This is a genomic window from Pseudomonas pergaminensis (genome assembly GCF_024112395.2).
GTDB classification, from domain to species: domain Bacteria; phylum Pseudomonadota; class Gammaproteobacteria; order Pseudomonadales; family Pseudomonadaceae; genus Aquipseudomonas; species Aquipseudomonas pergaminensis.
This window is the reverse complement of sequence record NZ_CP078013.2, coordinates 2,011,923-2,033,141: the sequence shown is the minus strand read 5'-3', so window position 1 is coordinate 2,033,141 and position 21,219 is coordinate 2,011,923. Positions and strand designations below refer to the sequence as shown.

At 61.5% G+C, this 21,219-nt stretch carries 22 protein-coding genes; 7 read left to right on the top strand and 15 right to left on the bottom strand.

Annotated features, from left to right (window positions below; genetic code table 11):
- Positions 1 to 92 precede the first annotated feature (92 nt).
- From KUA23_RS09335 to KUA23_RS09315, 5 genes are all read left to right on the top strand, one after another.
- On the top strand, positions 93 to 1,373 hold the full coding sequence (locus tag KUA23_RS09335; RefSeq protein ID WP_252993812.1) for a glycerate kinase type-2 family protein: 1,281 nt from the start codon (positions 93 to 95) through the stop codon (positions 1,371 to 1,373).
- Positions 1,363 to 2,778, top strand: a complete 1,416-nt coding sequence (pyk, locus tag KUA23_RS09330; protein ID WP_078047613.1) for a pyruvate kinase — start codon at positions 1,363 to 1,365, stop codon at positions 2,776 to 2,778. The genes KUA23_RS09335 and pyk overlap by 11 nt, the downstream gene beginning before the upstream one ends.
- Before the next feature lie 120 nt (positions 2,779 to 2,898).
- Entirely contained in the window at positions 2,899 to 3,774 is an 876-nt protein-coding gene (locus KUA23_RS09325; RefSeq protein WP_099492432.1) for an urea transporter, read from the top strand.
- A gap of 31 nt (positions 3,775 to 3,805) precedes the next feature.
- Positions 3,806 to 4,630, top strand: coding sequence for an ion transporter (locus KUA23_RS09320; protein ID WP_028615697.1), 825 nt, complete (start codon positions 3,806 to 3,808; stop codon positions 4,628 to 4,630).
- A gap of 105 nt (positions 4,631 to 4,735) precedes the next feature.
- The gene (locus tag KUA23_RS09315) at positions 4,736 to 5,740 is read left to right on the top strand and encodes a sulfate ABC transporter substrate-binding protein (RefSeq protein WP_033897617.1); all 1,005 of its coding nucleotides are present in this window, start codon (positions 4,736 to 4,738) and stop codon (positions 5,738 to 5,740) included.
- 129 nt (positions 5,741 to 5,869) lie between these two features.
- On the opposite strand, the gene KUA23_RS09310 is transcribed toward KUA23_RS09315, so the two are convergent.
- Positions 5,870 to 6,484: a DUF5666 domain-containing protein gene (locus KUA23_RS09310; RefSeq protein WP_078047611.1), complete on the bottom strand. Its 615-nt coding sequence runs from the start codon at positions 6,482 to 6,484 to the stop codon at positions 5,870 to 5,872.
- Positions 6,485 to 6,660: 176 nt separating this feature from the next.
- On the opposite strand from KUA23_RS09310, the gene KUA23_RS09305 reads away from it, so the two are divergent.
- Positions 6,661 to 7,857, top strand: coding sequence for an MFS transporter (locus KUA23_RS09305; protein WP_078047610.1), 1,197 nt, complete (start codon positions 6,661 to 6,663; stop codon positions 7,855 to 7,857).
- Between the two features lie 84 nt (positions 7,858 to 7,941).
- Here KUA23_RS09305 and KUA23_RS09300 read toward each other — a convergent pair whose 3' ends face one another.
- From KUA23_RS09300 to KUA23_RS09285, 4 genes are all read right to left on the bottom strand, one after another.
- Positions 7,942 to 9,675: a M10 family metallopeptidase C-terminal domain-containing protein gene (locus KUA23_RS09300; RefSeq protein ID WP_252993811.1), complete on the bottom strand. Its 1,734-nt coding sequence runs from the start codon at positions 9,673 to 9,675 to the stop codon at positions 7,942 to 7,944.
- 242 nt (positions 9,676 to 9,917) lie between these two features.
- On the bottom strand, positions 9,918 to 11,447 hold the full coding sequence (locus KUA23_RS09295) for a M10 family metallopeptidase C-terminal domain-containing protein (RefSeq protein ID WP_252993810.1): 1,530 nt from the start codon (positions 11,445 to 11,447) through the stop codon (positions 9,918 to 9,920).
- A gap of 393 nt (positions 11,448 to 11,840) precedes the next feature.
- Positions 11,841 to 12,245, bottom strand: coding sequence for a type II toxin-antitoxin system HicB family antitoxin (locus KUA23_RS09290; protein WP_078047607.1), 405 nt, complete (start codon positions 12,243 to 12,245; stop codon positions 11,841 to 11,843).
- 11 nt (positions 12,246 to 12,256) lie between these two features.
- Positions 12,257 to 12,445 carry a type II toxin-antitoxin system HicA family toxin gene (locus tag KUA23_RS09285; protein ID WP_073859991.1) on the bottom strand — a complete coding sequence of 63 codons (189 nt, stop codon included), beginning with the start codon at positions 12,443 to 12,445 and terminating at the stop codon, positions 12,257 to 12,259.
- A 182-nt stretch (positions 12,446 to 12,627) separates the two neighbouring features.
- Here KUA23_RS09285 and KUA23_RS09280 point away from each other — a divergent pair, with 182 nt between their 5' ends.
- Positions 12,628 to 13,506 (top strand): LysR family transcriptional regulator, encoded by an 879-nt coding sequence (locus KUA23_RS09280; protein WP_078047606.1) that lies wholly within the window; start codon positions 12,628 to 12,630, stop codon positions 13,504 to 13,506.
- 82 nt (positions 13,507 to 13,588) lie between these two features.
- Here KUA23_RS09280 and phnP read toward each other — a convergent pair whose 3' ends face one another.
- Genes phnP through phnF form a run of 10 tightly spaced genes read right to left on the bottom strand, consistent with a single transcriptional unit; the run spans position 13,589 to position 21,206 of the window.
- A complete protein-coding gene (gene phnP, locus KUA23_RS09275; protein ID WP_252993809.1) occupies positions 13,589 to 14,338 on the bottom strand; it encodes a phosphonate metabolism protein PhnP in 750 nt (249 codons plus the stop codon).
- Positions 14,329 to 14,901 (bottom strand): phosphonate metabolism protein/1,5-bisphosphokinase (PRPP-forming) PhnN, encoded by a 573-nt coding sequence (phnN, locus tag KUA23_RS09270; protein WP_078047604.1) that lies wholly within the window; start codon positions 14,899 to 14,901, stop codon positions 14,329 to 14,331. Before phnN ends, phnP begins: the two co-directional genes overlap by 10 nt.
- Positions 14,901 to 16,046, bottom strand: coding sequence for an alpha-D-ribose 1-methylphosphonate 5-triphosphate diphosphatase (locus KUA23_RS09265; RefSeq protein ID WP_214498150.1), 1,146 nt, complete (start codon positions 16,044 to 16,046; stop codon positions 14,901 to 14,903). Before KUA23_RS09265 ends, phnN begins: the two co-directional genes overlap by 1 nt.
- Positions 16,036 to 16,755, bottom strand: coding sequence for a phosphonate C-P lyase system protein PhnL (phnL, locus tag KUA23_RS09260; protein ID WP_252994266.1), 720 nt, complete (start codon positions 16,753 to 16,755; stop codon positions 16,036 to 16,038). Before phnL ends, KUA23_RS09265 begins: the two co-directional genes overlap by 11 nt.
- On the bottom strand, positions 16,755 to 17,555 hold the full coding sequence (gene phnK / locus KUA23_RS09255; protein ID WP_252993808.1) for a phosphonate C-P lyase system protein PhnK: 801 nt from the start codon (positions 17,553 to 17,555) through the stop codon (positions 16,755 to 16,757). Before phnK ends, phnL begins: the two co-directional genes overlap by 1 nt.
- Positions 17,552 to 18,394: an alpha-D-ribose 1-methylphosphonate 5-phosphate C-P-lyase PhnJ gene (locus tag KUA23_RS09250; protein WP_252993807.1), complete on the bottom strand. Its 843-nt coding sequence runs from the start codon at positions 18,392 to 18,394 to the stop codon at positions 17,552 to 17,554. The genes phnK and KUA23_RS09250 overlap by 4 nt, the downstream gene beginning before the upstream one ends.
- Positions 18,387 to 19,463, bottom strand: coding sequence for a carbon-phosphorus lyase complex subunit (locus KUA23_RS09245; RefSeq protein ID WP_100491201.1), 1,077 nt, complete (start codon positions 19,461 to 19,463; stop codon positions 18,387 to 18,389). The genes KUA23_RS09250 and KUA23_RS09245 overlap by 8 nt, the downstream gene beginning before the upstream one ends.
- A complete protein-coding gene (phnH, locus tag KUA23_RS09240) occupies positions 19,463 to 20,053 on the bottom strand; it encodes a phosphonate C-P lyase system protein PhnH (RefSeq protein WP_078047598.1) in 591 nt (196 codons plus the stop codon). The genes KUA23_RS09245 and phnH overlap by 1 nt, the downstream gene beginning before the upstream one ends.
- Complete coding sequence (gene phnG / locus KUA23_RS09235; RefSeq protein WP_252993806.1) at positions 20,053 to 20,490, bottom strand: phosphonate C-P lyase system protein PhnG; 438 nt, start codon at positions 20,488 to 20,490, stop codon at positions 20,053 to 20,055. Before phnG ends, phnH begins: the two co-directional genes overlap by 1 nt.
- Before the next feature lie 11 nt (positions 20,491 to 20,501).
- Positions 20,502 to 21,206, bottom strand: coding sequence for a phosphonate metabolism transcriptional regulator PhnF (phnF, locus tag KUA23_RS09230; RefSeq protein WP_252993805.1), 705 nt, complete (start codon positions 21,204 to 21,206; stop codon positions 20,502 to 20,504).
- Positions 21,207 to 21,219 lie beyond the last annotated feature (13 nt).

Sequence of the window (21,219 nt, the reverse complement as noted above, 5' to 3'; positions counted from 1 at the left end):
GCATTCGCGAGCAAGCCCGCTCCCACATTTGATCGCATTCCGATCCGAAACGTGATGCACCCCTAATAACAAGAATCCCCGGGAGCCCGCTTATGTCGGTCGATCCGCAACACCTGCTTCGCGAGCTGTTTGCCACAGCCATCGACGCCGCCCACCCCCGGCAAGTCCTCGAACCCTACCTGCCCGCCGACCGCAGTGGCCGTGTGATCGTGATCGGTGCCGGCAAGGCCGCCGCCGCCATGGCCCTGGTTGTCGAAAACTGCTGGCAGGGCGAAGTCACCGGCCTGGTGGTCACCCGCTACGGCCATGGCGCGCCGTGCAAGAAAATCGAAGTGGTCGAAGCTGCCCACCCGGTGCCCGACGCCGCTGGCCTGGCCGTGGCCCAGCGCGTGTTGGCGTTGATCAGCAACCTTGGCGAAGACGACCGTGTGATCTTCCTGCTGTCCGGCGGCGGCTCTGCACTGCTGGCACTGCCCGCCGAAGGCATCACCCTGGCCGACAAGCAGGCCATCAACAAAGCCCTGCTCAAATCCGGCGCCACCATTGGCGAGATGAATTGCGTGCGCAAGCACCTCTCGGCGATCAAGGGCGGCCGCCTGGCGAAAGCAGCCTGGCCGGCCACGGTGTACACCTATGCGATTTCCGATGTGCCGGGCGACCAGCCCACGGTGATCGCCTCCGGCCCCACGGTCGGCGACCCGAGCACCTCGCAACAGGCCCTGGCGATCCTCAAGCGGTATGGCATCGACATCCCCGCCGCGGTACGCAGTTGGTTGCAGAACCCGGCCTCGGAAACCGTCAAGCCTGGCGACCCAGTGCTCTCGCGCAGCCACTTTCAACTGATCGCACGCCCCCAGCAATCCCTCGAAGCGGTGGCGGTAAAAGTCCGCCAGGCCGGGTTCAGCCCGTTGATCCTCGGCGACCTCGAAGGCGAAGCGCGGGACGTGGCCAAGGTGCACGCCGGCATCGCCCGGCAGATCGTCCAGCACGGCCAGCCGCTGGCGGCGCCGTGCGTGATCCTCTCCGGTGGCGAAACCACCGTGACCGTGCGCGGCAATGGCCGTGGCGGGCGCAATGCGGAATTCCTGCTGAGCCTCACCGACAGCCTCAAGGGCCTGCCCGGCGTGTATGCCCTGGCCGGTGACACCGACGGCATCGACGGCTCGGAAGACAACGCCGGCGCGATCATGACCCCGTGCAGTTACCGGCGCGCCGAAGCCCTCGGCCTGTCGGCCAGCGACGAGTTGGATAACAACAATGGCTACGGCTATTTCGCCGCCCTCGACGGTTTGATCGTCACCGAGCCGACACGCACCAACGTCAACGACTTTCGCGCCATCCTGATCCTTGAGACTGCCAAACATGACGCCTGACAAAAAGGTCAAAATCCTCGCCACCCTAGGCCCGGCTACCGACGGTATCGATGACATCCGCGAGCTGGTGGAAGCCGGGGTGAATATCTTCCGGCTCAACTTCAGCCACGGCGACCACGCCGACCATGCACAACGCTACCAGTGGATTCGCCAGGTGGAGCGCCAGTTGAATTACCCGCTGGGCATCCTCATGGACCTGCAAGGGCCGAAGCTGCGGGTCGGGCGTTTTGCCGAGGGCAAGGTGCAGTTGGTGCGCGGCCAGGCCCTGCGCCTGGACCTGGACCCGACCCCGGGCGATCAGCGCCGGGTCAACCTGCCCCACCCGGAAATCATCCAGGCCCTTGAGCCCGGCATGGACTTGCTGCTGGACGACGGCAAATTGCGCCTGCGGGTGATCACCAAACATGCCGACGCCATCGACACCACCGTGCTCAATGGCGGCGAATTGTCGGACCGCAAAGGTGTGAACGTTCCACAAGCCCTGCTGGAACTGAGCCCACTGACCGCCAAGGATCGGCGCGACCTGAGCTTCGGCCTGGAACTGGGTGTGGACTGGGTGGCACTGTCGTTCGTGCAGCGCCCGGAAGATATCCGCGAAGCCCGTGAGCTGATCGGCGACAAGGCCTTCCTGATGGCCAAGATCGAGAAACCCTCGGCCGTGCAGCGCCTGCAGGAAATCGCCGAACTGAGCGATGCAATCATGGTGGCCAGAGGCGACCTGGGCGTGGAAGTGCCGGCCGAGAGCGTGCCGCAGATCCAGAAGGACATCATCAGTACCTGCCGCCAGCTGGGCAAACCGGTGGTGGTGGCGACGCAGATGCTGGAGTCCATGCGCTTCTCTCCGGCGCCGACCCGTGCCGAAGTCACCGATGTCGCCAATGCCGTGGCCGAAGGCGCCGACGCGGTGATGCTGTCAGCGGAAACCGCCTCCGGCGAATACCCACTGGAAGCCGTGCAGATGATGAGCAAGATCATCCGCCAGGTGGAAAATGGCCCGGACTACCAGACCCAACTGGATGTCAGCCGGCCCAAGGCGGATGCCACGGTGTCGGACGCCATCAGCTGCGCGATCCGGCGCATCAGCAGCATCCTGCCGGTGGCGGTACTGGTGAACTACAGCGAGTCCGGCAGCTCCAGCCTGCGCGCGGCGCGGGAGCGGCCGGTAGCGCCGATCCTCAACCTCACGCCCAACCTGTCCACGGCGCGGCGCTTGAGCGTGGCGTGGGGCGTGCATTCGGTGGTCAATGACCGGCTGCGCCAGGTGGATGAGGTGTGTTCCACCGCACTGGAGATTGCCCAGGCACAGGGGATGGCGGAGCGTGGGGATACGTTGGTGATTACGGCGGGGGTGCCGTTCGGGCAGCCGGGGTCGACCAACTCTTTGCGTATAGAGACGTTGATCTAGCGCCTGTTCGGGCCCCATCGCGGGCAAGCCCGGCTCCCACATTTTGATCTGCGAACACAGTCAAATGTGGGAGCTGGCTTGCCTGCGATGGGGGCAACTCAGTCTCACTGACTAACCACCATGCACAACCCCACCTGCCCCGACTGGGCCGAAGCGCTGCTCAACGGCTTCAGCCAGATCTTCCTGCAACGCCAGCCGCTGTGCGGCCTGCTGTGCCTGCTGGCGATCCTGATCGGCGCGCCGACCTTGCTCGGCGGCGCCTTGTTGGGTGGCGTCGCGGGCTTGCTCACGGCCCAGCGCCGGGGCTATCCCAAGGCCGAGCGCCAGGCCGGGCTGTATAGCTACAACGGCGTGCTGCTGGGCTTGTTGATCAGCCAGCACTTCGCCTGGTCGGCCTTGCTGCCGCCGCTGATCCTGGCGGGCGGCGGCTTGAGTGCGATCCTCACGCGGCAATGGTTGAAGCACGCCAGCCAGCCGGATGACTTGCCGGCCTATACCGCGCCGTTTGTCCTGCTCGGCTGGTTGCTGATAGGCACAGTGCCTGACAGCACCTTTAGCCTGAGCGAACCCGACACCCTGGCCACGCTCACCGCGCCCTTCATCGGGCTGGCGCAAATCATGCTGCTGGACCAGCCAGTGGCCGGTGCCTTGATTGCACTGGGCCTGTGGCTGGCCAACCGCCGCGCCGCCGTATGGGCCTTGGTCGGCTCCGCCGCCGGCGTGCTGATAGCGCTGTGGCTGCAAGAACCCGCCAGCGCCCTGCTCGGCCTGCACAGCTACAACCCGGCATTGGCGGCGCTGGCTCTGAGCCAGGTGCGTCGCCACCCCTGGTTGCCGCTGCTCGGCATCCTGCTGGCGATCCTTCTCACCCCAGGCTTCGCCGCCCTGCACCTGCCGGCATTGACCGCACCGTTCATCCTCGCCTGCTGGCTGGTGCGCGCAGGCGGTCGCGTGCTTCAGAAACCCCGCATGGACAGGCCCTTCGAATCCCCCTAGGCTTGCTCGAACTTCGTTTCAGGCGGGATTTATGGACAGCAACAACGACTGGCGCCAGCGGCTCTACGTCATGGTTTTTCAAAGTGACACGGTCGCCGGGCGGCGCTTTGACGGCATCTTGCTGCTGATCATCCTCGCCAGCCTGGTGATCGTGATGCTCGACAGCATCGACCAGATACACCAGAACTACGCCGATGTGCTGGCCTATATCGAATGGGGCTTCACGCTGATCTTCCTGATCGAATACGGGTTGCGCCTGTATTGCTCGCCCAAGCCGTTACGCTATGCCTTCAGCTTTTATGGGCTGGTGGATTTGCTTGCCATCGTCCCCGGCATCCTTGCGCTGTATTACAGCGACGCGCAGTACCTGCTGATTATCCGCATCATTCGGATGCTGCGGATCTTCCGCGTGCTCAAGCTCAGTCCGTACCTCAAGCAGGCCAACTACCTGATGGCGGCGCTGCGCGGCAGCAAGCAGAAGATCGTGGTGTTCCTGGTCAGCGTGTGCACGCTGGTCACGGTGTTCGGCACCTTGATGTACGTGATCGAAGGCCCGGAGCATGGCTTTACCAGCATTCCCAAGGGCATCTACTGGGCCATCGTGACCCTGACCACCGTGGGCTTTGGCGACATCGTGCCAAAGACGCCGCTGGGCCAGGTGATCTCGTCGCTGGTGATGATCACCGGTTATTCGATCATTGCCGTGCCCACCGGTATTTTCACCGCTGAACTGGCGAGTGCCATGCGCGGCGAACAGCTGCAAACCGACTGCCCAGTGTGCAAGAAGAACAGCCATGAGCCGAATGCCGCCTTCTGCTCGCGCTGCGGGAGTAACCTTTTCCGTAAAGTGGAATAAGCAAAGTACGTTTTAATCTTTAAACGTCTATGCGGCGCCCGCTATAGTCGCTGGCAAATTGCCCCTACTCAATCGACCACCTTCTCGAACAACAAGGAATGAGCAGTGAAAAAACTCGTTAGCGCCTCCCTCCTGGCCGCCGGCCTTGCCCTGGCGGGCGCCGTCCAGGCCGCCCCCGTCACACTGCTCAACGTCTCCTATGACGTGATGCGCGACTTCTACAAGGACTACAACGCCGCCTTCCAGAAACACTGGGAAGCCGAGCACCCGAACGACAAACTGACCCTGCAGATGTCCTTCGGCGGCTCCAGCAAACAAGCGCGCTCGGTGATCGACGGTCTGCCGGCTGACGTGATCACCATGAACATGGCCACCGACATCAACGCGTTGGTCGACAACGGCAAACTGGTGCCGGACAACTGGGTCACCCGCCTGCCGAACAACAGCGCACCGTTCACCTCCGCCACCGTATTCATCGTGCGCAAAGGCAACCCGAAAGCACTGAAAGACTGGCCGGATCTGTTGAAAGACGGCGTGCAGGTGATCGTGCCCAACCCGAAAACCTCGGGTAATGGGCGCTACACCTACCTGTCGGCCTGGGGCTATGTGCTGAAGAACGGCGGCGACGAAAACAAGGCCAAGGCCTTTGTCGGCAAGTTGTTCAAACAGGCACCGGTGCTGGACACCGGCGGCCGTGCCGCCACCACGACCTTCATGACCAACCAGATTGGCGACGTGCTGGTGACCTTCGAGAACGAAGCCGAGATGATCGCCCGTGAATTCGGCCGTGATCAGTTCGAAGTGATCTACCCAAGCGTCTCCGCCGAAGCCGAGCCGCCGGTGTCGGTGGTCGACAAAGTGGTCGAGAAGAAAGGCACCCGCGTGGCCGCCGAGGACTACCTGAAATACCTGTGGTCGCCGGAAGGCCAGGAAATCGCCGCCAACAACTACCTGCGTCCACGTGACCCGAAAGTGCTGGCCAAGTACACCGACCGCTTCCCGAAAGTCGACTTCCTGTCGGTAGAGAAGACCTTTGGTGACTGGCGTACCGTGCAGAAGACCCACTTCAATGATGGTGGGGTGTTTGACCAGATCTACTCCGGTCAATAACTGAATAAACGCGGTAAAACAGTGGGAGCGGGCTTGATCGCGAATGCGGTGTGTCAGTCAACAGATTCATTGGCTGATCCACCGCATTCGCGAGCAAGCCCGCTCCCACATTTGGTTCTGCGCCAGACTTTACATTGGCGGTGTCACACCATCTTTACCGGCTGAGATGGCCTGCGCGGTAATGGTCCCATCCGCCCCCTGCGCCGCAAACAACACCACCTTTACCCCCGGCTTGAGCAGGCTGCGGTCACCCGGTTCCAGGTTGACGATCGGCACGTCCTCCGGCACCACGATCTTCTGTTCGCCGCCTTTGTATTTCACGGTCAACGTCCGCCCGTTGCTGACCACCAGGTCGCCGACGGTGCCGTTGGTCATGCTGCTGCCTTCCTTCAAATCAAATGCACGATGCCCGTCGCCGGTGCCGGCCATGGCCGGTGGAAACACGTGCACTTCCAGCGCCGTCAGGCTGCCGTCGGCGTTGGGCATGGCGGCGGAGCCGATGTAGCTGCCCGGCTTGATCTCATCGATCTTGGCCAGGGTGACTGCGCGCACCTGGGTGGCCGGGGTGAGGTGCACGATGACCTCCTCACCGCTATTGACCTTGACGTGCATCGCATCGCCCTCCATCGCCGTAATGGCGCCGCGTACACCTACGCGTGGGGCTTCGGCAGCCTGGGCCAGGCCCACAGCCATGGCGGCGGCGAGCGTGGAAGCCAGGAGCATTTTGTTCAACGTGATTTTCATGACCATCAATTTCCTGTTTCGGCAGTTGTGCCTGAATGTATCATCACCCTTCGCGCAGAAAGTTAACGATTCACTCATCATTACCGGGCATGAGTGTTATCACTGCCAGCGGCCTACCCGGGCTACGGTGTTGTCTTTAGGCTCGCACCACTTTCCTTCGCTTTTATGAGAACACCATGAACGCTACGTCCCACGCTACAACCACCATGACCCGGAGCATGGTGATGCTGTTCGCGTTTTGCTGCGGTGCCATCGTTGCCAACATCTACTACGCACAACCGATCATTGAACTGATAGCCCCGGACATCGGCCTCACACCCGCCATGGCCAGCCTGATCGTGTCGCTGACGCAAATCGGCTACGCCCTGGGCCTGTTTTTCCTGGTGCCGTTGGGTGATCTGCTGGAAAACCGCAAGCTGATGATTGCCACCACCGTGCTCGCCATCGTCAGCCTGTTGGGTGCAGCGGTCACCGAGCAGCCGAACCTGTTCCTGCTGGTGTCGCTGCTGATCGGTTTCAGTTCGGTGTCGGTGCAAATCCTGATTCCGCTGGCCGCGCACCTGGCGCCCGCCGAGTCCCGTGGCCGGGTGGTCGGTAGCATCATGGGCGGCCTGTTGCTCGGTATCCTGCTGGCACGGCCGGTGTCCAGCGTGGTGGCGGACCACTTCGGCTGGCGCGCGATGTTCATGGCGGCGGCGGCGTTGATGGCGTTTATCAGCGTGGTGCTGCTGATCACCATCCCCAAGCGCCAACCCGACCACAGCGCCAGCTATGGTCAACTGTTGCGCTCCCTCGGCACCTTGCTGCGTGAGCAGCCGGTATTGCGCCAACGAGCGTTCTACCAAGGCTGCATGTTCGCCACCTTCAGCCTGTTCTGGACCGCCGCCCCACTGGAACTGGCGCGCAACCACGGCCTGAGCCAAAGCGAGATCGCCCTGTTCGCCCTGGTCGGTGCACTGGGCGCTATCGCCGCCCCCATCGCCGGCCGCCTGGCCGATGCCGGTCACACCCACCGCGCTTCGCTGCTGGCCATGCTGTTCGCCGCGCTGAGTTTCCTGCCGGCTTTCGTGCACCCGTTGTACAGCGTGATCGGCCTGGCGGTGACGGGCGTGGTCCTGGACTTCTGTGTGCAGATGAACATGGTGCTCGGCCAACGCGCCATCTACGCCCTGGACGCCAACAGCCGCAGCCGCCTGAACGCGCTGTACATGACCAGTATTTTCATCGGCGGCGCCTTCGGCTCGGCGATTGCCAGCAGCGTGTATGAACATGGCGGCTGGCTGGGAGTGATGCTAGTGGGCAGTGCATTCCCGCTGGTGGCGTTGCTGCGTTTTCTGAGTGCTTCCCGTGAGACGTCAGTAGCAACTGCCTGAGGTATTGGCGCCTTCTGCCAAAGCCGCCCGCCAGTGATGTAGGGCAGCTTTGGCTGGGTCATCGCCCAAGACGACGCAGTGCCCTCAAGTACGTGAGGATAGCGACCGATAATAGGCTGAGTTCAACTTCATCCCCACAATGTCCCCGGCCCTTATCACCTTAGGACTGTTGACAAGAAAATCGGTGTACTGGTCTCCATCCAAATCAACGGCAACCCAGTACCGATCGTCTTCATATGACTTCCTGATGTAGACCTCACCCGCCCTACCCGAGAACCTTTCTACCTGTGTCAACGTGACTCCCGACTTTGCAGCCATGTTGGAGATATCAAGCTTATCCTTGCCACTTATGAAGTCATCCAAGGTATCGAACTTGCGGCAGTTCGATTCAGAAGCAGAATTGTAGGTGTGCGTCTTGCCGTCCCTAGCGTCTTTTGTATCGCCCTCTCTTTTTGTCCTTGGCGTATCGGACGTTGAAGGAGGGGTTGGATCCGTCGCTGTCGGCGTACCTTTGGTTGAGGTCGGCGTGGGTTCGATTGGGATGGCTGGCTCAGGCGTGACCAACAAATCCATGTAATGAATTTTCCCTTTACTTTTCACCTGAAAGTCGGGCTTTCCATTCCCTGTCATGTCGATAGACAAACTTCCCTCAGCGGTGCTCTCGTTGTAGCTCAACACGGCATCGCCAGCACGGCCGGTAAAGGAATCAACCACATAAAGATGTTTCAAGGCAGCGCGGTTCAACAACTCGTACAGGCCTATTTTGTCAGTGCCGCTGACAAAATCCAGAATCTGATCAGGCGACTCTGGCGTGGAATCTGCGACGCCTTCAAAGACAAAAACATCTGCCCCGCCCCCGCCTTCAAGCCTGTCCACTCCATTCCCACCCTTGAGGCGATTGCCGACCTCGTTACCGATCAGGGTGTCATCACCGGAACCACCGACAGCATTTTCCACCGTGACGCCTTTGGCGATGGAAACATTGTTATTCATGCCTCCGACGTCCGAAAAGCATTCGGCATTCAGGTTGATCTTCTGATTTTGGCGAAAACCGGAGAAGTCCAGGGTATCGATCCCACCACTGTCCCAAACGTTGAAAACAGGTTTGTCCTTGGCGCTTTCAAGACTGTAGAAGTCTCGACCGGTATTGGAATTGAAACCGTAGATCGTGTTGGTTTTTCGAGTATCGGTGTTCGCACCGTATAACCTCTGCACCGCAGCGATATCGTGCAGCATGGGGGCAGCGATTTTCTTCCCGTTGTAAGGATGATCGCCAAAAGACGCATTGCGGTAGCTCATGGCGGTGTAGGCGGTTGAGTCCTCCTGATAACTCGGGCCCGCTCCGTGAGGATGCTCAAGGCCAAGGGCATGACCGAGTTCATGGACCGCTACCAGATCAAACTGCGTCCCATGTTCCAGCTTTCCATCAGCACCGCCAGTACCGATATTTACCGATCCCACCGAGTTCCCCGTGGGCAGGGACGCGACGCCCCCACCGAATCCTGGTATGGCTGAGATATTGAGGGAGCCATCACGCCCTTGGGTATTCTCCTTGAACGTCACGTTGGTCACCTCCGCCCAGGACTTGAGACTCTCCCTGATCCGCGCCTTCTGATCGGAGGTGAATCTCGCGTCCAACGTATAAGAAAGGTCGACTTTCCCATCGTTGTCTTTATCCCTCCATTTAAGCCCCCTTCGAGTAAGATGTTTCGCGGCCTGATCCGTCGTGTAGGAAGTTTGACCCATCGCCGATCTCATAGCGTGATAATTTAAAGCCCCAGCCGTGCTCGCAACCGTGGGAACATTTGTTGTTTTCATGAACCGCCCTCTGGATTTTCAGTAGCAACAAGACAACGCTCTACACAAGAGCAACTTATTAACAAGCACACTATTAACTCAGCTGCAAAATCGCACGTAATAAATACGCCAAACAAGCACATTACTTATACAAAGTGAAACGCTGGCCATTCACTGAAAACAAATAACCGATTAAAATTTATATCAACTTCTGTTCTTAGAAACTGTTAACGACTGGTGACAGTCTTGACATTTCCAAGCGTTTACCGGAACCACCCGAATATCCACTTCGCGGCGCTCGAGATACCTGAAAGTATTTGTTTGCCCACCCGCTCTAGCAGCCCGGGACCGTACCCTGGAGCCGGGTGGGGAACCGGTTCTGGCGTGGAGTCTGGCCCGGGATCAGGTTCCGGTTCTGGAGTGGGCTCAGCCGTGGGTTCGAGCGTGGGTAAGGGCGTCACGGCCGCGCTCTCACCGCTCCAGATCACATCCGCCTGCTTGATTTCACCCTGGCTGGTGATCAACAGGTCAGCCTTACCCTTGCCCTTGGTATCCACAGACAGTGTGGAGCGCCCAGTTGCCGCGTCGTGACTGAGCACGGCGTCGCCCGCACGCCCACTGAGGGCATCAGCGAAGGTCAACGACGTGAGACCCGCCTCTCGAAGTACGCCGGCCACATCGATTCTGTCGCTGCCGCTGGTGAAGTCCTGGATAAAATCAGGTGCCTGCGGTGTTGAATCGCTGACGCGGTCGTACACAAACGTGTCGGCACCTGCACCGCCGCGTAACGTGTCGCTGGCGCCTCCACCCTTCAAGCGGTTATTGGCGTGGTTACCCGTCAACGAATCGCTGCCGGAACCGCCAATGGCATTCTCCACGACCACGCCCTTGGCGATCGACACGTTCCCCCGTAGCCCCCCGACATCCGAAAACGCCTCGGCATTGAGGTTGATATTTTGTTTGTGGCCAAAGCCGGAAAAATCCAGGGTGTCCTCGCCGCCGCCATCCCAGACGCTGAACACGGGTTCGTCGCGGGCGCTCTTGAGGCTGTAGTGCTCACGCTCGGTGTTGGAGTTGAACCCATAAACAGTGTTGGTATTACGAGTGCGCATATTCGCCCCGTACAGGCGCTGGAGGGCCGCAATATCGTCAATCATGGGCGCAGCCGGTTGCTGTCGGTTGAAGTCATGCCCCGGTTGCTTACGCTCCGACCAATAGCTCATGACGCTGCGGGCCTTGGTGTCCTGCGCATAGTCAGCATTGAACTCATAACTTCCACCGCCGTTATAACGGCCCGGATGTTCTAGGCCCAGGGTGTGCCCCAATTCATGGACCAACAAGGACAAGAAGTGACCGCCCACTTTAGGGTTGGCGCCCGCGCCTCCTGTGCCTACATTTGCCGTTACGTTCGATTGGTACTGGTTGGGAAAGTCCGCCCAGCCCGACCAGGAACCCGGCATGCCTCTTATGACAATGGCCCCATCCACATGGGCACTGTTTTCGATAAAGGAAATGTTGGCAACGTCGGCATAAGACTTCAATACCTGCCGGGCACGTTCTTTCTGATGCGCGGTAAAACCGCTAGAGAAACTAAAGCTCACCACAACTTTACCGTCTCGATTTCGATCATGAAACTTGAAGTTACCTCGCGTTATCTGCTTAGCCGCCTGATCGGTATTTAACGAACTCTTATTACTTGGCCATCGGAAAGCGCCGTTATCAAACGCTGACAACAGGGCGTGCGACGGGTGCGCAGGCGGTTGCTGGGAAGGCTGCCTGACCGGAATATGCATGACGATTAATACTCTGGGTGGTGAAGAGCAATCCGTCCATGTAGGTGAAATACAAACGCTGACCCATCCGTTGTCAGGTGAATAAAACTCCCAAATTAATCACCCCTTCGCCACCCCTATTGTTTTGCAATACCGCTTAATAAACACACCCGTAAAAAAAACACACCACTGCCATTAGAAAACCTGTTATCTCGACATACTAAAATCGATAGACACTTGATTTTCCGCACGAAAAACCTTGTGAACAAACAACTAAATTCAGTCAGGATCTTAATTTCAAACATTAGGAAACCAACCAAACATACTTGAATAAAATCAGGCGAAAGTACCGCCCTTATCTGACAGCCTCGCCTCCAGCCGTTCGCGTTGCTGCCCAGTCATGGCCTGACTGCCCTAGGACCGCACCAACTTCTCCAATGCCGCGTCCGCCAAGAATGACGAGCGGCTTTTGACCTTGTGCTCTCGCACATAGCGGTCGATGCGCTGGATGACATAACCGGGCAGGGTCACATTGACCTTCTCGGTTTTGCCCAGATAGGGCGTGACGTCCAGCTCCAACATGCCCCAGCCCATCCCGGCGTAGTCCTCGTGGGCATGGTACTGGGCGACCGACGTGGGCATCGGAATCGTCCCGCCCTCTGCGGCGATCTCTTGCAGCATGATGTGCGCGACTTCCACGGCGGCGTTGTACGCCTCTTCAAAACTGTCCCCGGCGGTGACTGCACCTGGGATATCGGGGATCTGGATACCGGTGGCAGTGAAGTCATCGCCCCATTCGATACAGATTGGGTATTGCATGAATGTTCTCCTTAAAACTGAAACAAGCCGGCGCGTTTCCTGATGCTTCTGACGGTGCCCAGCGGCAAGTCCTTCTTTGGATGGGGCACTGGAAGGGTGTACGGGCTATAGCGATGGGTAAAAATATGATGACTTCCCGTGACCCGATCCAGCACCCAACCTGCCTCTTGCAGTTCCTTGATCAATAACCTGCTTTGCACCCGAGCCTCCTTGGCTTGGCCTGAATAAAAGTAACCCTGGAGTTATCTTTACTCAAGCACAAAATTCACACGCCTGACTGACGGCTGTTTTACTGAATATTGAAAGTACGCTACGGGAAACGCATGACACCGGCAGCCCATCGTCTTAGGCTTGAGCGCCGCCCAGCCAACAGGAACACCCGATGGACCGTCTCACTGCCATGGAAACCTTCGTTCACGTCGTTGAGACCGGCTCTTTCTCGGCCGCTGCCAAGCGCCTGGGCATCGGCCAGCCCGCCGTGTCCAAAAGCATCGCGCAATTGGAAGCACGCCTGGCCGTGCGGTTGGTGCTGCGTTCGACCAGGGGCCTGACGCCCACCGAGGCAGGCCTGGCGTTTTTCGAAAAAGCCAAGAGCGCGATTTTCGAAGCCGACGAAGCTGACGAGGCCGCCCGTGGCGCGGGTGCAGGATTAACGGGCAACCTGCGGGTCAGCGCCGGCGTGACATTCTCCCGCATGCGGATCATTCCCAATCTGGGACCCTTCCTTGACCAGCACCCTGGCCTGAACATCGACGTGTTGCTCGACGACCGCATCCTCAACCTGGTTGAAGATGGCATCGACGTCGCCCTGCGTATCGGCAACCTGAGTGACTCCGGTCTTACTGCTCGCCGGCTAGGCCAAAGCCCAAGCCGGGTGTTCGGCACACCGGCCTACTTCGAACGTTTCGGCGAGCCACAAAGCCCGGCGGATATCCTCAACCACCAGGCCGTGATCTACAGCCTCGGGGAGAGCCCGCTCTGGCCCTTCAAACAAGGCCCGCACGAGCACGCCATAGCTGCTCGCGGGCGCTTGCGCGTCACTTCTTCCGAAGGCTTGCGCGCTGGCGTGCTCGCCCACCACGGCCTGGCGATGACGTCCGAATGGATGTTCGGCCCGGAATTGGCCAGGGGCGAGGTGAAAGCTGTGTTGACCGACTGGGAACTCCCGCCGAAGGATCTCTGGGCGGTACTACCGACGGGTCGAATGCCGAGTGCCAAGGCCAAGGCGTTTATCGAATACGTTGAAGGGTTAATGGCGTAGCGCCGTCCTGTATCCGTCGAGTGAATCGAATACCGATCACCTGTAGGCGCCGGCAAGCCGGCTCCTACGCGGTTGGGGGTGTTCAGATGATCCGGCCATCCCAGCCGACCGTGACATGCCGTGGCAACTCGCGGCGATGTTCCAGCAACCAGGCGTCCAGCGTATGCCCTACATGGGTCAATACGCCCAACTGCGCGCCGGTGTCCTCGATGCTCTGCAACGCCAGCGTCAGGTCATTGTGATTTCGCGGCGCTTGCGGCTGCGGCGGCATGGAGCAATCCAGCACCAGCACGTCCAGCGCTTCGCGTTGCAGCCAGGCCAGGGTTGCCGGTGGCAGACCGACGGTGTCGGTGAGGTAGGCGATGCGTCGCCCCTCGCCTTCCAGCAGGTAGCCCAGGGTTAGCTTGGAATGCTGCAACGGCAACGCTGTGACGCTCAACTCGCCAAATTGGCGTGTTTCAAACTCGGCAAGGGGCTGGCTGAAATCCAGGATGCCAGGATGCTTGTACAAGTCCGACAACCCCTCCGGATCCGCTGGGCCGTGCACCGGAATCACCCACCCGTGCCCCCAGCGCAGGTGCAGCAAACCCTGGGCATGATCGGCGTGGTAGTGGGTCTGGAAAATCCCGTTGAAGCTGCGCGGCGGGAAGCGTTCGGTGAGGTCGGGCAAACCGCTGTCGATCAGCCAGCGCTGGTCGCCGCATTCGATCAGTGCACTGCACGGGCGGCGGCGCAGGCTTTCGTCGCTGTGCGCCAGACCGCACGCGGGGCATTCGCAGCCGTACACCGGGACTTGCCGCGCGTCACCGGTGCCGAGCAGGGTCAGGCGCATGCCGAATGACCGTGGTCGAGGCAGCAGAGCAGGCGCTCGACCGTATGAGCAAGCGGACCGGAGTTATCCAGCACAAACAACCCTGCCCCGTTGCCGGCAATCAGCTCGGCGGTAAACCGCGCATTGCGTGCCAGCCGCGCTTCGATGTCCGTCAGCGCCTCACGCCCGCGTGCGATCAAGCGTTGGCGCAACACCGCCTGATCCACCGTCAGCAGCAGCACCAACGCCGTCGGGTAGCGTTCGCGCGCCTGCGCCAGGTGCGCGCGCGAGCCGTTGACCAGCACGTCGTCACCCGCCGCCAGCCAGTCGTCGATTTCCTTGGGAATGCCGTAGGACAACCCATTGGCCTGCCAACTGAGGGCAAACGCGCCCTCGCCCTGCATCGTCGCAAATGCCTCGGGGCTTACGCCCTGCGCTGCTTCGCCCACCGCTTCCGCCGAGCGGGTGATGACGCGGCGCACAATGCGGCAACCGCGCTCGGCCAAACGGGGGCGTGCGGCGTCCAGCAGGCTGTCCTTGCCCGAGCCGGAAGGCCCGATGAGATAGATCAACCTGCCTGCCATCAAAACACCCTCTTCGCTTGTCGCCATACTTGTTGCACCACAGGAAGCCCTTCGCGGCTGCGGGCCTGGACCAGGTCGGCACGCAGGCCAAGGGCTATTTCGCCGCGATCCTTGAGGCCTGCCGCTTGTGCGGGCGCCAGGCTGATCATCTTGACCGCCCGCGACAAGTCGCCGCCGTCCTGCTGGTCGGCCAGCACGAACGCAGCCTGCAACAGGCTGGCCGGGTAGTAGTCGCTGGAAAGTATATCCAGCAATCCCTCGCCCGCCAGGCCCGCGGCGGCCACATTACCCGAGTGCGACCCACCGCGCACCACGTTCGGCGCGCCCATCAAGACTTTCATGTTCAGCGCCTGGCAGCCCTTCGCGGCCTCCAGGGTGGTGGGGAATTCGGCGATGGTCATGCCGTAGCGCGCCGACTCCTCCACATGGGCCAGGGTCGCGTCGTCATGGCTGGCCACCGACAGGCCACGCGCCAGGCAATGCTCGACGATCGCCGCACGATAGCGGTCGCTGTACGCCAGGGAGTTGGCCTTTTGCAGCACGATGAACGCGTCCATGGTTTCGTCGTTCAGGTGGTACTTGCCCATGTAGTACTCACGGTACTTGGATTCGAGCACGAACTGGCGCTGGCCCGGCGAATGGTCCATCACCGAGACCAGTTGCACCAGCGGGTTTTCCACCAGGTCGCGGAACACGCTGAGCGTGTCCGGGTGGCACAGCTCGCAACGCAGGTGCAGGTGGTGCTCGGCGCGGGTCAGGCCGGCGCCTTCCGCCTGGGCGATGGCGTCGAGCATCGCCGGCAGTTTCTTCATGCGGTTGCCCTTGGGGTTCACGTCGCCGATGGACACCGCGTCGAACACCGTGGTGATGCCCGCTGCGATGATCTGCGCATCGTGGCTCAGCACGGCCGACGTCGACGGCCAGTCCACGCCGGGGCGCGGGGTCATGTGTTTTTCCAGGTTGTCGGTGTGCAACTCCACCAGGCCCGGCAAGAGGAAATCACCGCCCAGGTCTTGGGCCTGGGGCAACTGGCTGCGGCCTTCGGCGAGGTCGACGATCTTGCCGTCGCGCAGCACCACCGAACCCAGGAACATGCGATCAGCCATGACAATCTGGGCATTACTGAGGATCTGTTCAGCGGGCATGGGCGTATTCCTCTGCGGCAACGGGCGTGGGGGTCATGTCGAAATGGCGGTCGGCCACCGCTTCACGGGCGGCGCGATCGTGGAAGATGCCGATCAGCGCGGCGCCCCCGGCCTTGGCTTCGTTCATCAGTTCCAGCACCACCTGGCGGTTGTTGTCGTCCAGGGACGCGGTGGGTTCGTCCAGCAGCATCACCGGCCAGGCCACCATGAATCCGCGCGCGATATTCACGCGCTGTTGCTCGCCACCGGAGAACGTACCGGGCGCCAGTTGCCACAGACGCTGAGGGATATTCAGGCGAGTCAGCAGATGTTCGGCGTGCTGTTGTGCATCGGCTTTCGACCAGCCACGGGCCAGGGCGGGCTCCATCACCACATCCAGGCAGGCCACGCGGGGGATCACCCGCAGGAATTGGCTGACGTAGCCCAGGGTCTGCTGGCGCACCTGGAGAATGTCGCGCGGCTCGGCGCCGACCAACTCCAGCCACTCGCCCGAATGGCGCACGCGAATGCTGCCACCCGCTGGCAAATAGTTACCGTACAAGGTGCGCAGCAAGGTGCTCTTGCCCGCGCCGGACTGGCCGTGCAGCACCAGGCATTCACCGCCCTGCACACTGAACTCCACCCCACGCAGCACATTGAGTACCACGCCGTTCTGCTGGTGCAGGGTGAAGGTTTTCGAGAGGTCACGGACCTCGATCAAGGCATTCATCATGGCTGCAATACCGAAGACACCAACAGTTGAGAGTAAGGGTGCTGTGGATCGTCGAGGATCTGGTCGGTGAGCCCGGTTTCCACCACCCGCGAGCGCCGCATCACCATCAAGCGGTCTGCCAGCAGGCGCGCCACGGCCAGGTCGTGGGTGACGATCACCACGGCCAGATCCAACTCGCGAACCAAGCTGCGCAGCAAGTCGAGCAGACGCGCTTGCACCGACACGTCGAGGCCGCCGGTGGGCTCGTCCATGAACACAAGGCGCGGGCTCGACACCAGGTTGCGGGCGATTTGCAGGCGTTGCTGCATGCCGCCGGAGAAGGTGCGCGGCAGGTCATCGATGCGTTGCGGGTCGATTTCCACCTGGCTCAGCCAATCGAGACCGGCACCGCGCAGTTGCGTGTAATTGCGCACGCCCTGGGCCATCAGGCGCTCGCCGATGTTGGCGCCGGCTGACACGCCCATACGCAAACCGTCGCGAGGGTTTTGTTCGACAAAGCCCCATTCGGTACGCAGCAAGGTGCGGCGCGCGGCTTCGCTGGCGCTGTACAAATCCAGCCATTCGCCGTCCTTGCTGCGGTAGCCGATGCTCCCCGCCTGCGGTGGCAACCGGCCGCTCAACAGCGAGAGCAAGGTGGACTTGCCCGAGCCGGACTCGCCGACGATGCCCAGCACTTCGCCGGGGTACAAATCGAAGCTCACGCCCTGGCAGCCCTTCTCCGGGCCGTACAACAGGGACAGGTCACGCACTTGCAGTAGCGGTGCGCCGGCTTTTTGCTTCAAAAGAACCTGGCTCATTGGTTGTTCTCCAGAACCCGTTGGGCGCAATACCAGGTGTCGGAACAGACAAAACTCTGGGTTCCCGCATCGTCCAGAATCAGCTCATCGAGGAACGAATCATGGCTGCCGCAGAGGGCGCAGTTGTGCTCCCATTTCTGTACTTCGAACGGGTGGTCTTCAAAGTCGAGGCTGGTGACCTGGGTATACGGCGGCACCGCGTACAGGCGCTTTTCGCGACCGGCGCCGAACAGCATCAGCGCTGGGCTCATGTCGAGCTTGGGGTTGTCGAATTTAGGGATCGGCGACGGGTCCATCACGTAGCGCTCGTCGACCATCACCGGGTAGGCGTAGCTGGTGGCGATATGGCCAAAGGTGGCGATGTCTTCGTAGAGCTTTACGTGCATCACCCCGTAATCGTTGAGGGCGTGCATGGTGCGGGTCTCGGTTTCCGACGGTTCGATGAAGCGCAGCGGCTCGGGGATCGGCACTTGGTAGACCATGATCTGGCCAGCCTGCAGCAGCGTCTCCGGGATGCGGTGGCGGGTCTGGATCACCGTGGCGTCCGGTGTGGCTTCGGTGGTGGCGACGCCAGCGGTACGGGCGAAGAAACGGCGGATGGAGACGGCGTTGGTGGTGTCGTCGGCGCCCTGGTCGATGACCTTGAGCACGTCATCATCCCCCAGGATCGCGGCGGTCAATTGCATGCCGCCGGTGCCCCAACCGTACGGCAATGGCATCTCGCGGCCACCGAACGGCACCTGGTAACCCGGGATCGCCACGGCCTTGAGCAAGGCGCGGCGGATCATGCGTTTGGTCTGTTCGTCGAGGTAGGCGAAGTTGTAGGCCGTTTCATTCATGGCGGGAGCCCTCGGCGGGTTGGCGCAGTTTGCGGATCAGTTCCAGCTCGGACTGGAAGTCCACGTAGTGCGGTAATTTGAGGTGCGAGACAAAGCCGGCGGCCTCGACGTTGTCGCAGTGGGCCAGCACGAACTCTTCACGCTGGGCCGGCGAGACGATCTCTTCGTTGTATTCCCCGGCGCGCAGCGAGCGGTCGACCAACGCCATGCCCATGGCCTTGCGCTCGGCGTGCCCGAACGCCAGGCCATACCCGCGCGTGAACTGCGCCAACTCGGTGGCCGAGCCGACGAACTGGTTGACCATCTCGCACTCGGTCACCTCGATGCTGCCCAGGCAGATGGGAAAACCCAATTCTTCCGGGTCGATCCACACCTCCACATCGCCGATGCGGATCTCGCCGGCAAACGGGTGGTTGCGACCGTAGCCACGTTGGGTCGAATAGCCCAGTGCCAACAGGAAACCTTCATCGCCTCGGGCCAGGGCTTGCAGGCGTTCGGCGCGACTGGCGGGGTACTCCAGCGGGTCGCGGGTGATGTCGGCGACGGTGGCGTTGTCGTCGGCTTCATTCTTGATCAGGCCTTCTTTGGCGAGCAGGCCGAGCACCCGTGGGCAGGCTTCGATGCGCGCATCGGGCGTGGTTTGCGGGCCTGGATATTCACCTTCGGCCAGCAGTGCAAAATCCAACAGGCGATGGGTGTAGTCGAAGGTCGGGCCGAGCAATTGACCGCCCGGCACGTCCTTGAACGTGGCCGACAAGCGCCGGCTCAGCGACATGTGCGCGGTATCGATCGGCAGGCTCGGGCTGAAGCGCGGCAGCGTGGTGCGGTAGGCACGCAGCAGGAAGATCGCTTCCACCAGGTCCCCCGCCGCTTGCTTGATCGCCAGCGCGGCAAGCTCCTCATCGAACAGCGAGCCCTCGGTCATCACCCGCGCCACGGCCAATGGCAATTGCTCGCGGATTTGCGTCACGCTCAATTCAGGAATCGCGGTGTCGCCCCGGCGCTTTTTCGCCAGCAGGCGGTGGGCATTGTCGATGGCCTGTTCGCCACCTTTGACGGCTACGTACATCAGGCGTGCTCCTCTGCGATGCGGCTGCTGCGTGGCAGGCCGATCAGGTGATGGCCGGCGGCAAACAACACATCCAGGCCACGGGGGAAGGCTTCGCGGCGCTGACGTTCCTGCCAGAAGGCTTGTGGCACCGGCAGGTGCACCTGACGCTGGGCCTTGATGCCCGGGCCGCGCCAGAGCAGGCCGCGACCGGACTCCAGGTCGGTGAGCTGCACGAGCAAGGTGCAGGACTGGTCGGGGTAGCGGTCATTGCCGTGGTCGAAGCCGCTGAGGTCGAGCAGGTCCTGTTCACCGAGCAGCGCGAAGGCCGCGTCTTCGCGATTCGACGTCAACGGGCAGCCGCAGTGGAAGGCCAGGTTGGCGCGGATCAGCGGCGTGTCGAAGCTCGGTGAAAGCCACAGCGGCGTGTCGCCGTCCAGCAGCGCGAGGCACAGTGCATAGGTGGCCGGCGCCAGCCCATCGAGGCGCGGCGCGGACGGCAGGTGTTGGATCAAACCGGGTTCTGCCAAGGCTTTGAGGGCCGCACGAAAACCGCGCTGGGCATCCAGCACCGGGTCGACAAACGCCGGTTGCAACAGTTGCGCATTCATCAGTTTTCTCCTCGCACGAGGGTGAAGAACTCGACCTTGGTGGCCGCGGTGTCGGCTTCTTTTTGCGCGCGGCGCTGAGCCTGGGCACTGGCCAGCGCGGTGATCAAATCGCTGAGCCAAATGCTGGGTTGAGTGCCTTGCAGGTGAGCGTCGGCCAGGGCGGCCAGCTCGGCATGGACCTTGTCGCGCCCGGCCAGGTAGCTGTAGCCGGTGCGGCCATCGGCCAGGCGCACCACGCAGCGGGTCACGCTCATTTCGCCGACGTTGAATGGCGCGCCATTGCCGCCCATGCGGCCACGCACCAGGGTCATGCCGACTTCCGGGGCACGGATCAGTTGGTATTCCGCGTCTTTCAACGCGGCTTCGTGAGGTTGCAGTTCACTGAGTTGGGCGCGGGCGAGCACACCAATCCAATGCTGACGCGGGGACAGATTCATCAAGGTCTCCATCAGGTCACCACTTGGTACTGGAAGCGATCCGAACGGCTGGTGGACTGCGCCAGCTCCACCGGGCGGCCGTCGCGATCGCAGGAAAGGGTAAAGACGGTAAGGGCCGGCAAGTGCCGAGGCATCAGCAGCAGCGCGGCTTCATCACGGTTGGGCAAGCGCGCACCGATCAGGCTTTGGGTGCGGGTCAGCGGCAGGTCACGTTCGCGCAGGTATTGGCGCAAGGAACCGCCGTTGTAGTCGGCCAGCAACGGCGCACGGCTGGCGCAGTAGCGATGGCGGATCAGGCTGACGGGCTGGTGGTCGAGCTTGCGCAGGGTTTGCAGCTCGATCATCGGCGCCATTTCGGCGATGCCCAGGTGCTGTGCTTCATCGCGGCTGGCGTAGCAGTAGCGGCGCTTGAGCAACAGCGCCTGCACGCCCACGCCCTGGGCCGACAGCGACTGGCTGTAGGAGGTCTCGGCGCCCATCGAGTAAATCAGCGGGCGGTCGAGCACCTGGGTGCCCTTGCCCTGGCGGCGCAACAGGCTGCCCTCGAACACCAACTCATCGATGGCGCGGCGCAAGGTGTGGCGGTTGACGCCAAAACGCTCGGCCATGTGCACTTCGCCGGGCAGGAAGTCACCGGCCTGGTAGCTGCTGAGTTCACGGCGCAGGATGTCCGCGAGTTCGCGGTACACCGGCTCCTCTTGTCTAGACAACTGCATGCTTAAAAAAAGC

What these genes read in the sequence shown, in the direction of transcription:
- phnF (WP_252993805.1), bottom strand. Translation starts at nt 21,206, where the DNA reads ATGCAGTTGTCTAGACAAGAGGAGCCGGTGTACCGCGAACTCGCGGAC.
- KUA23_RS09250 (WP_252993807.1), bottom strand. Translation starts at nt 18,394, where the DNA reads ATGAATGAAACGGCCTACAACTTCGCCTACCTCGACGAACAGACCAAA.
- KUA23_RS09305 (WP_078047610.1), top strand. Translation starts at nt 6,661, where the DNA reads ATGAACGCTACGTCCCACGCTACAACCACCATGACCCGGAGCATGGTG.
- KUA23_RS09295 (WP_252993810.1), bottom strand. Translation starts at nt 11,447, where the DNA reads ATGCATATTCCGGTCAGGCAGCCTTCCCAGCAACCGCCTGCGCACCCG.
- KUA23_RS09310 (WP_078047611.1), bottom strand. Translation starts at nt 6,484, where the DNA reads ATGAAAATCACGTTGAACAAAATGCTCCTGGCTTCCACGCTCGCCGCC.
- phnK (WP_252993808.1), bottom strand. Translation starts at nt 17,555, where the DNA reads ATGAGCCAGGTTCTTTTGAAGCAAAAAGCCGGCGCACCGCTACTGCAA.
- KUA23_RS09280 (WP_078047606.1), top strand. Translation starts at nt 12,628, where the DNA reads ATGGACCGTCTCACTGCCATGGAAACCTTCGTTCACGTCGTTGAGACC.
- KUA23_RS09265 (WP_214498150.1), bottom strand. Translation starts at nt 16,046, where the DNA reads ATGCCCGCTGAACAGATCCTCAGTAATGCCCAGATTGTCATGGCTGAT.
- KUA23_RS09245 (WP_100491201.1), bottom strand. Translation starts at nt 19,463, where the DNA reads ATGTACGTAGCCGTCAAAGGTGGCGAACAGGCCATCGACAATGCCCAC.
- KUA23_RS09320 (WP_028615697.1), top strand. Translation starts at nt 3,806, where the DNA reads ATGGACAGCAACAACGACTGGCGCCAGCGGCTCTACGTCATGGTTTTT.
- pyk (WP_078047613.1), top strand. Translation starts at nt 1,363, where the DNA reads ATGACGCCTGACAAAAAGGTCAAAATCCTCGCCACCCTAGGCCCGGCT.
- KUA23_RS09335 (WP_252993812.1), top strand. Translation starts at nt 93, where the DNA reads ATGTCGGTCGATCCGCAACACCTGCTTCGCGAGCTGTTTGCCACAGCC.
- phnP (WP_252993809.1), bottom strand. Translation starts at nt 14,338, where the DNA reads ATGCGCCTGACCCTGCTCGGCACCGGTGACGCGCGGCAAGTCCCGGTG.
- phnH (WP_078047598.1), bottom strand. Translation starts at nt 20,053, where the DNA reads ATGAATGCGCAACTGTTGCAACCGGCGTTTGTCGACCCGGTGCTGGAT.
- KUA23_RS09325 (WP_099492432.1), top strand. Translation starts at nt 2,899, where the DNA reads ATGCACAACCCCACCTGCCCCGACTGGGCCGAAGCGCTGCTCAACGGC.
- phnL (WP_252994266.1), bottom strand. Translation starts at nt 16,755, where the DNA reads ATGAATGCCTTGATCGAGGTCCGTGACCTCTCGAAAACCTTCACCCTG.
- KUA23_RS09300 (WP_252993811.1), bottom strand. Translation starts at nt 9,675, where the DNA reads ATGAAAACAACAAATGTTCCCACGGTTGCGAGCACGGCTGGGGCTTTA.
- phnG (WP_252993806.1), bottom strand. Translation starts at nt 20,490, where the DNA reads ATGAATCTGTCCCCGCGTCAGCATTGGATTGGTGTGCTCGCCCGCGCC.
- KUA23_RS09290 (WP_078047607.1), bottom strand. Translation starts at nt 12,245, where the DNA reads ATGCAATACCCAATCTGTATCGAATGGGGCGATGACTTCACTGCCACC.
- phnN (WP_078047604.1), bottom strand. Translation starts at nt 14,901, where the DNA reads ATGGCAGGCAGGTTGATCTATCTCATCGGGCCTTCCGGCTCGGGCAAG.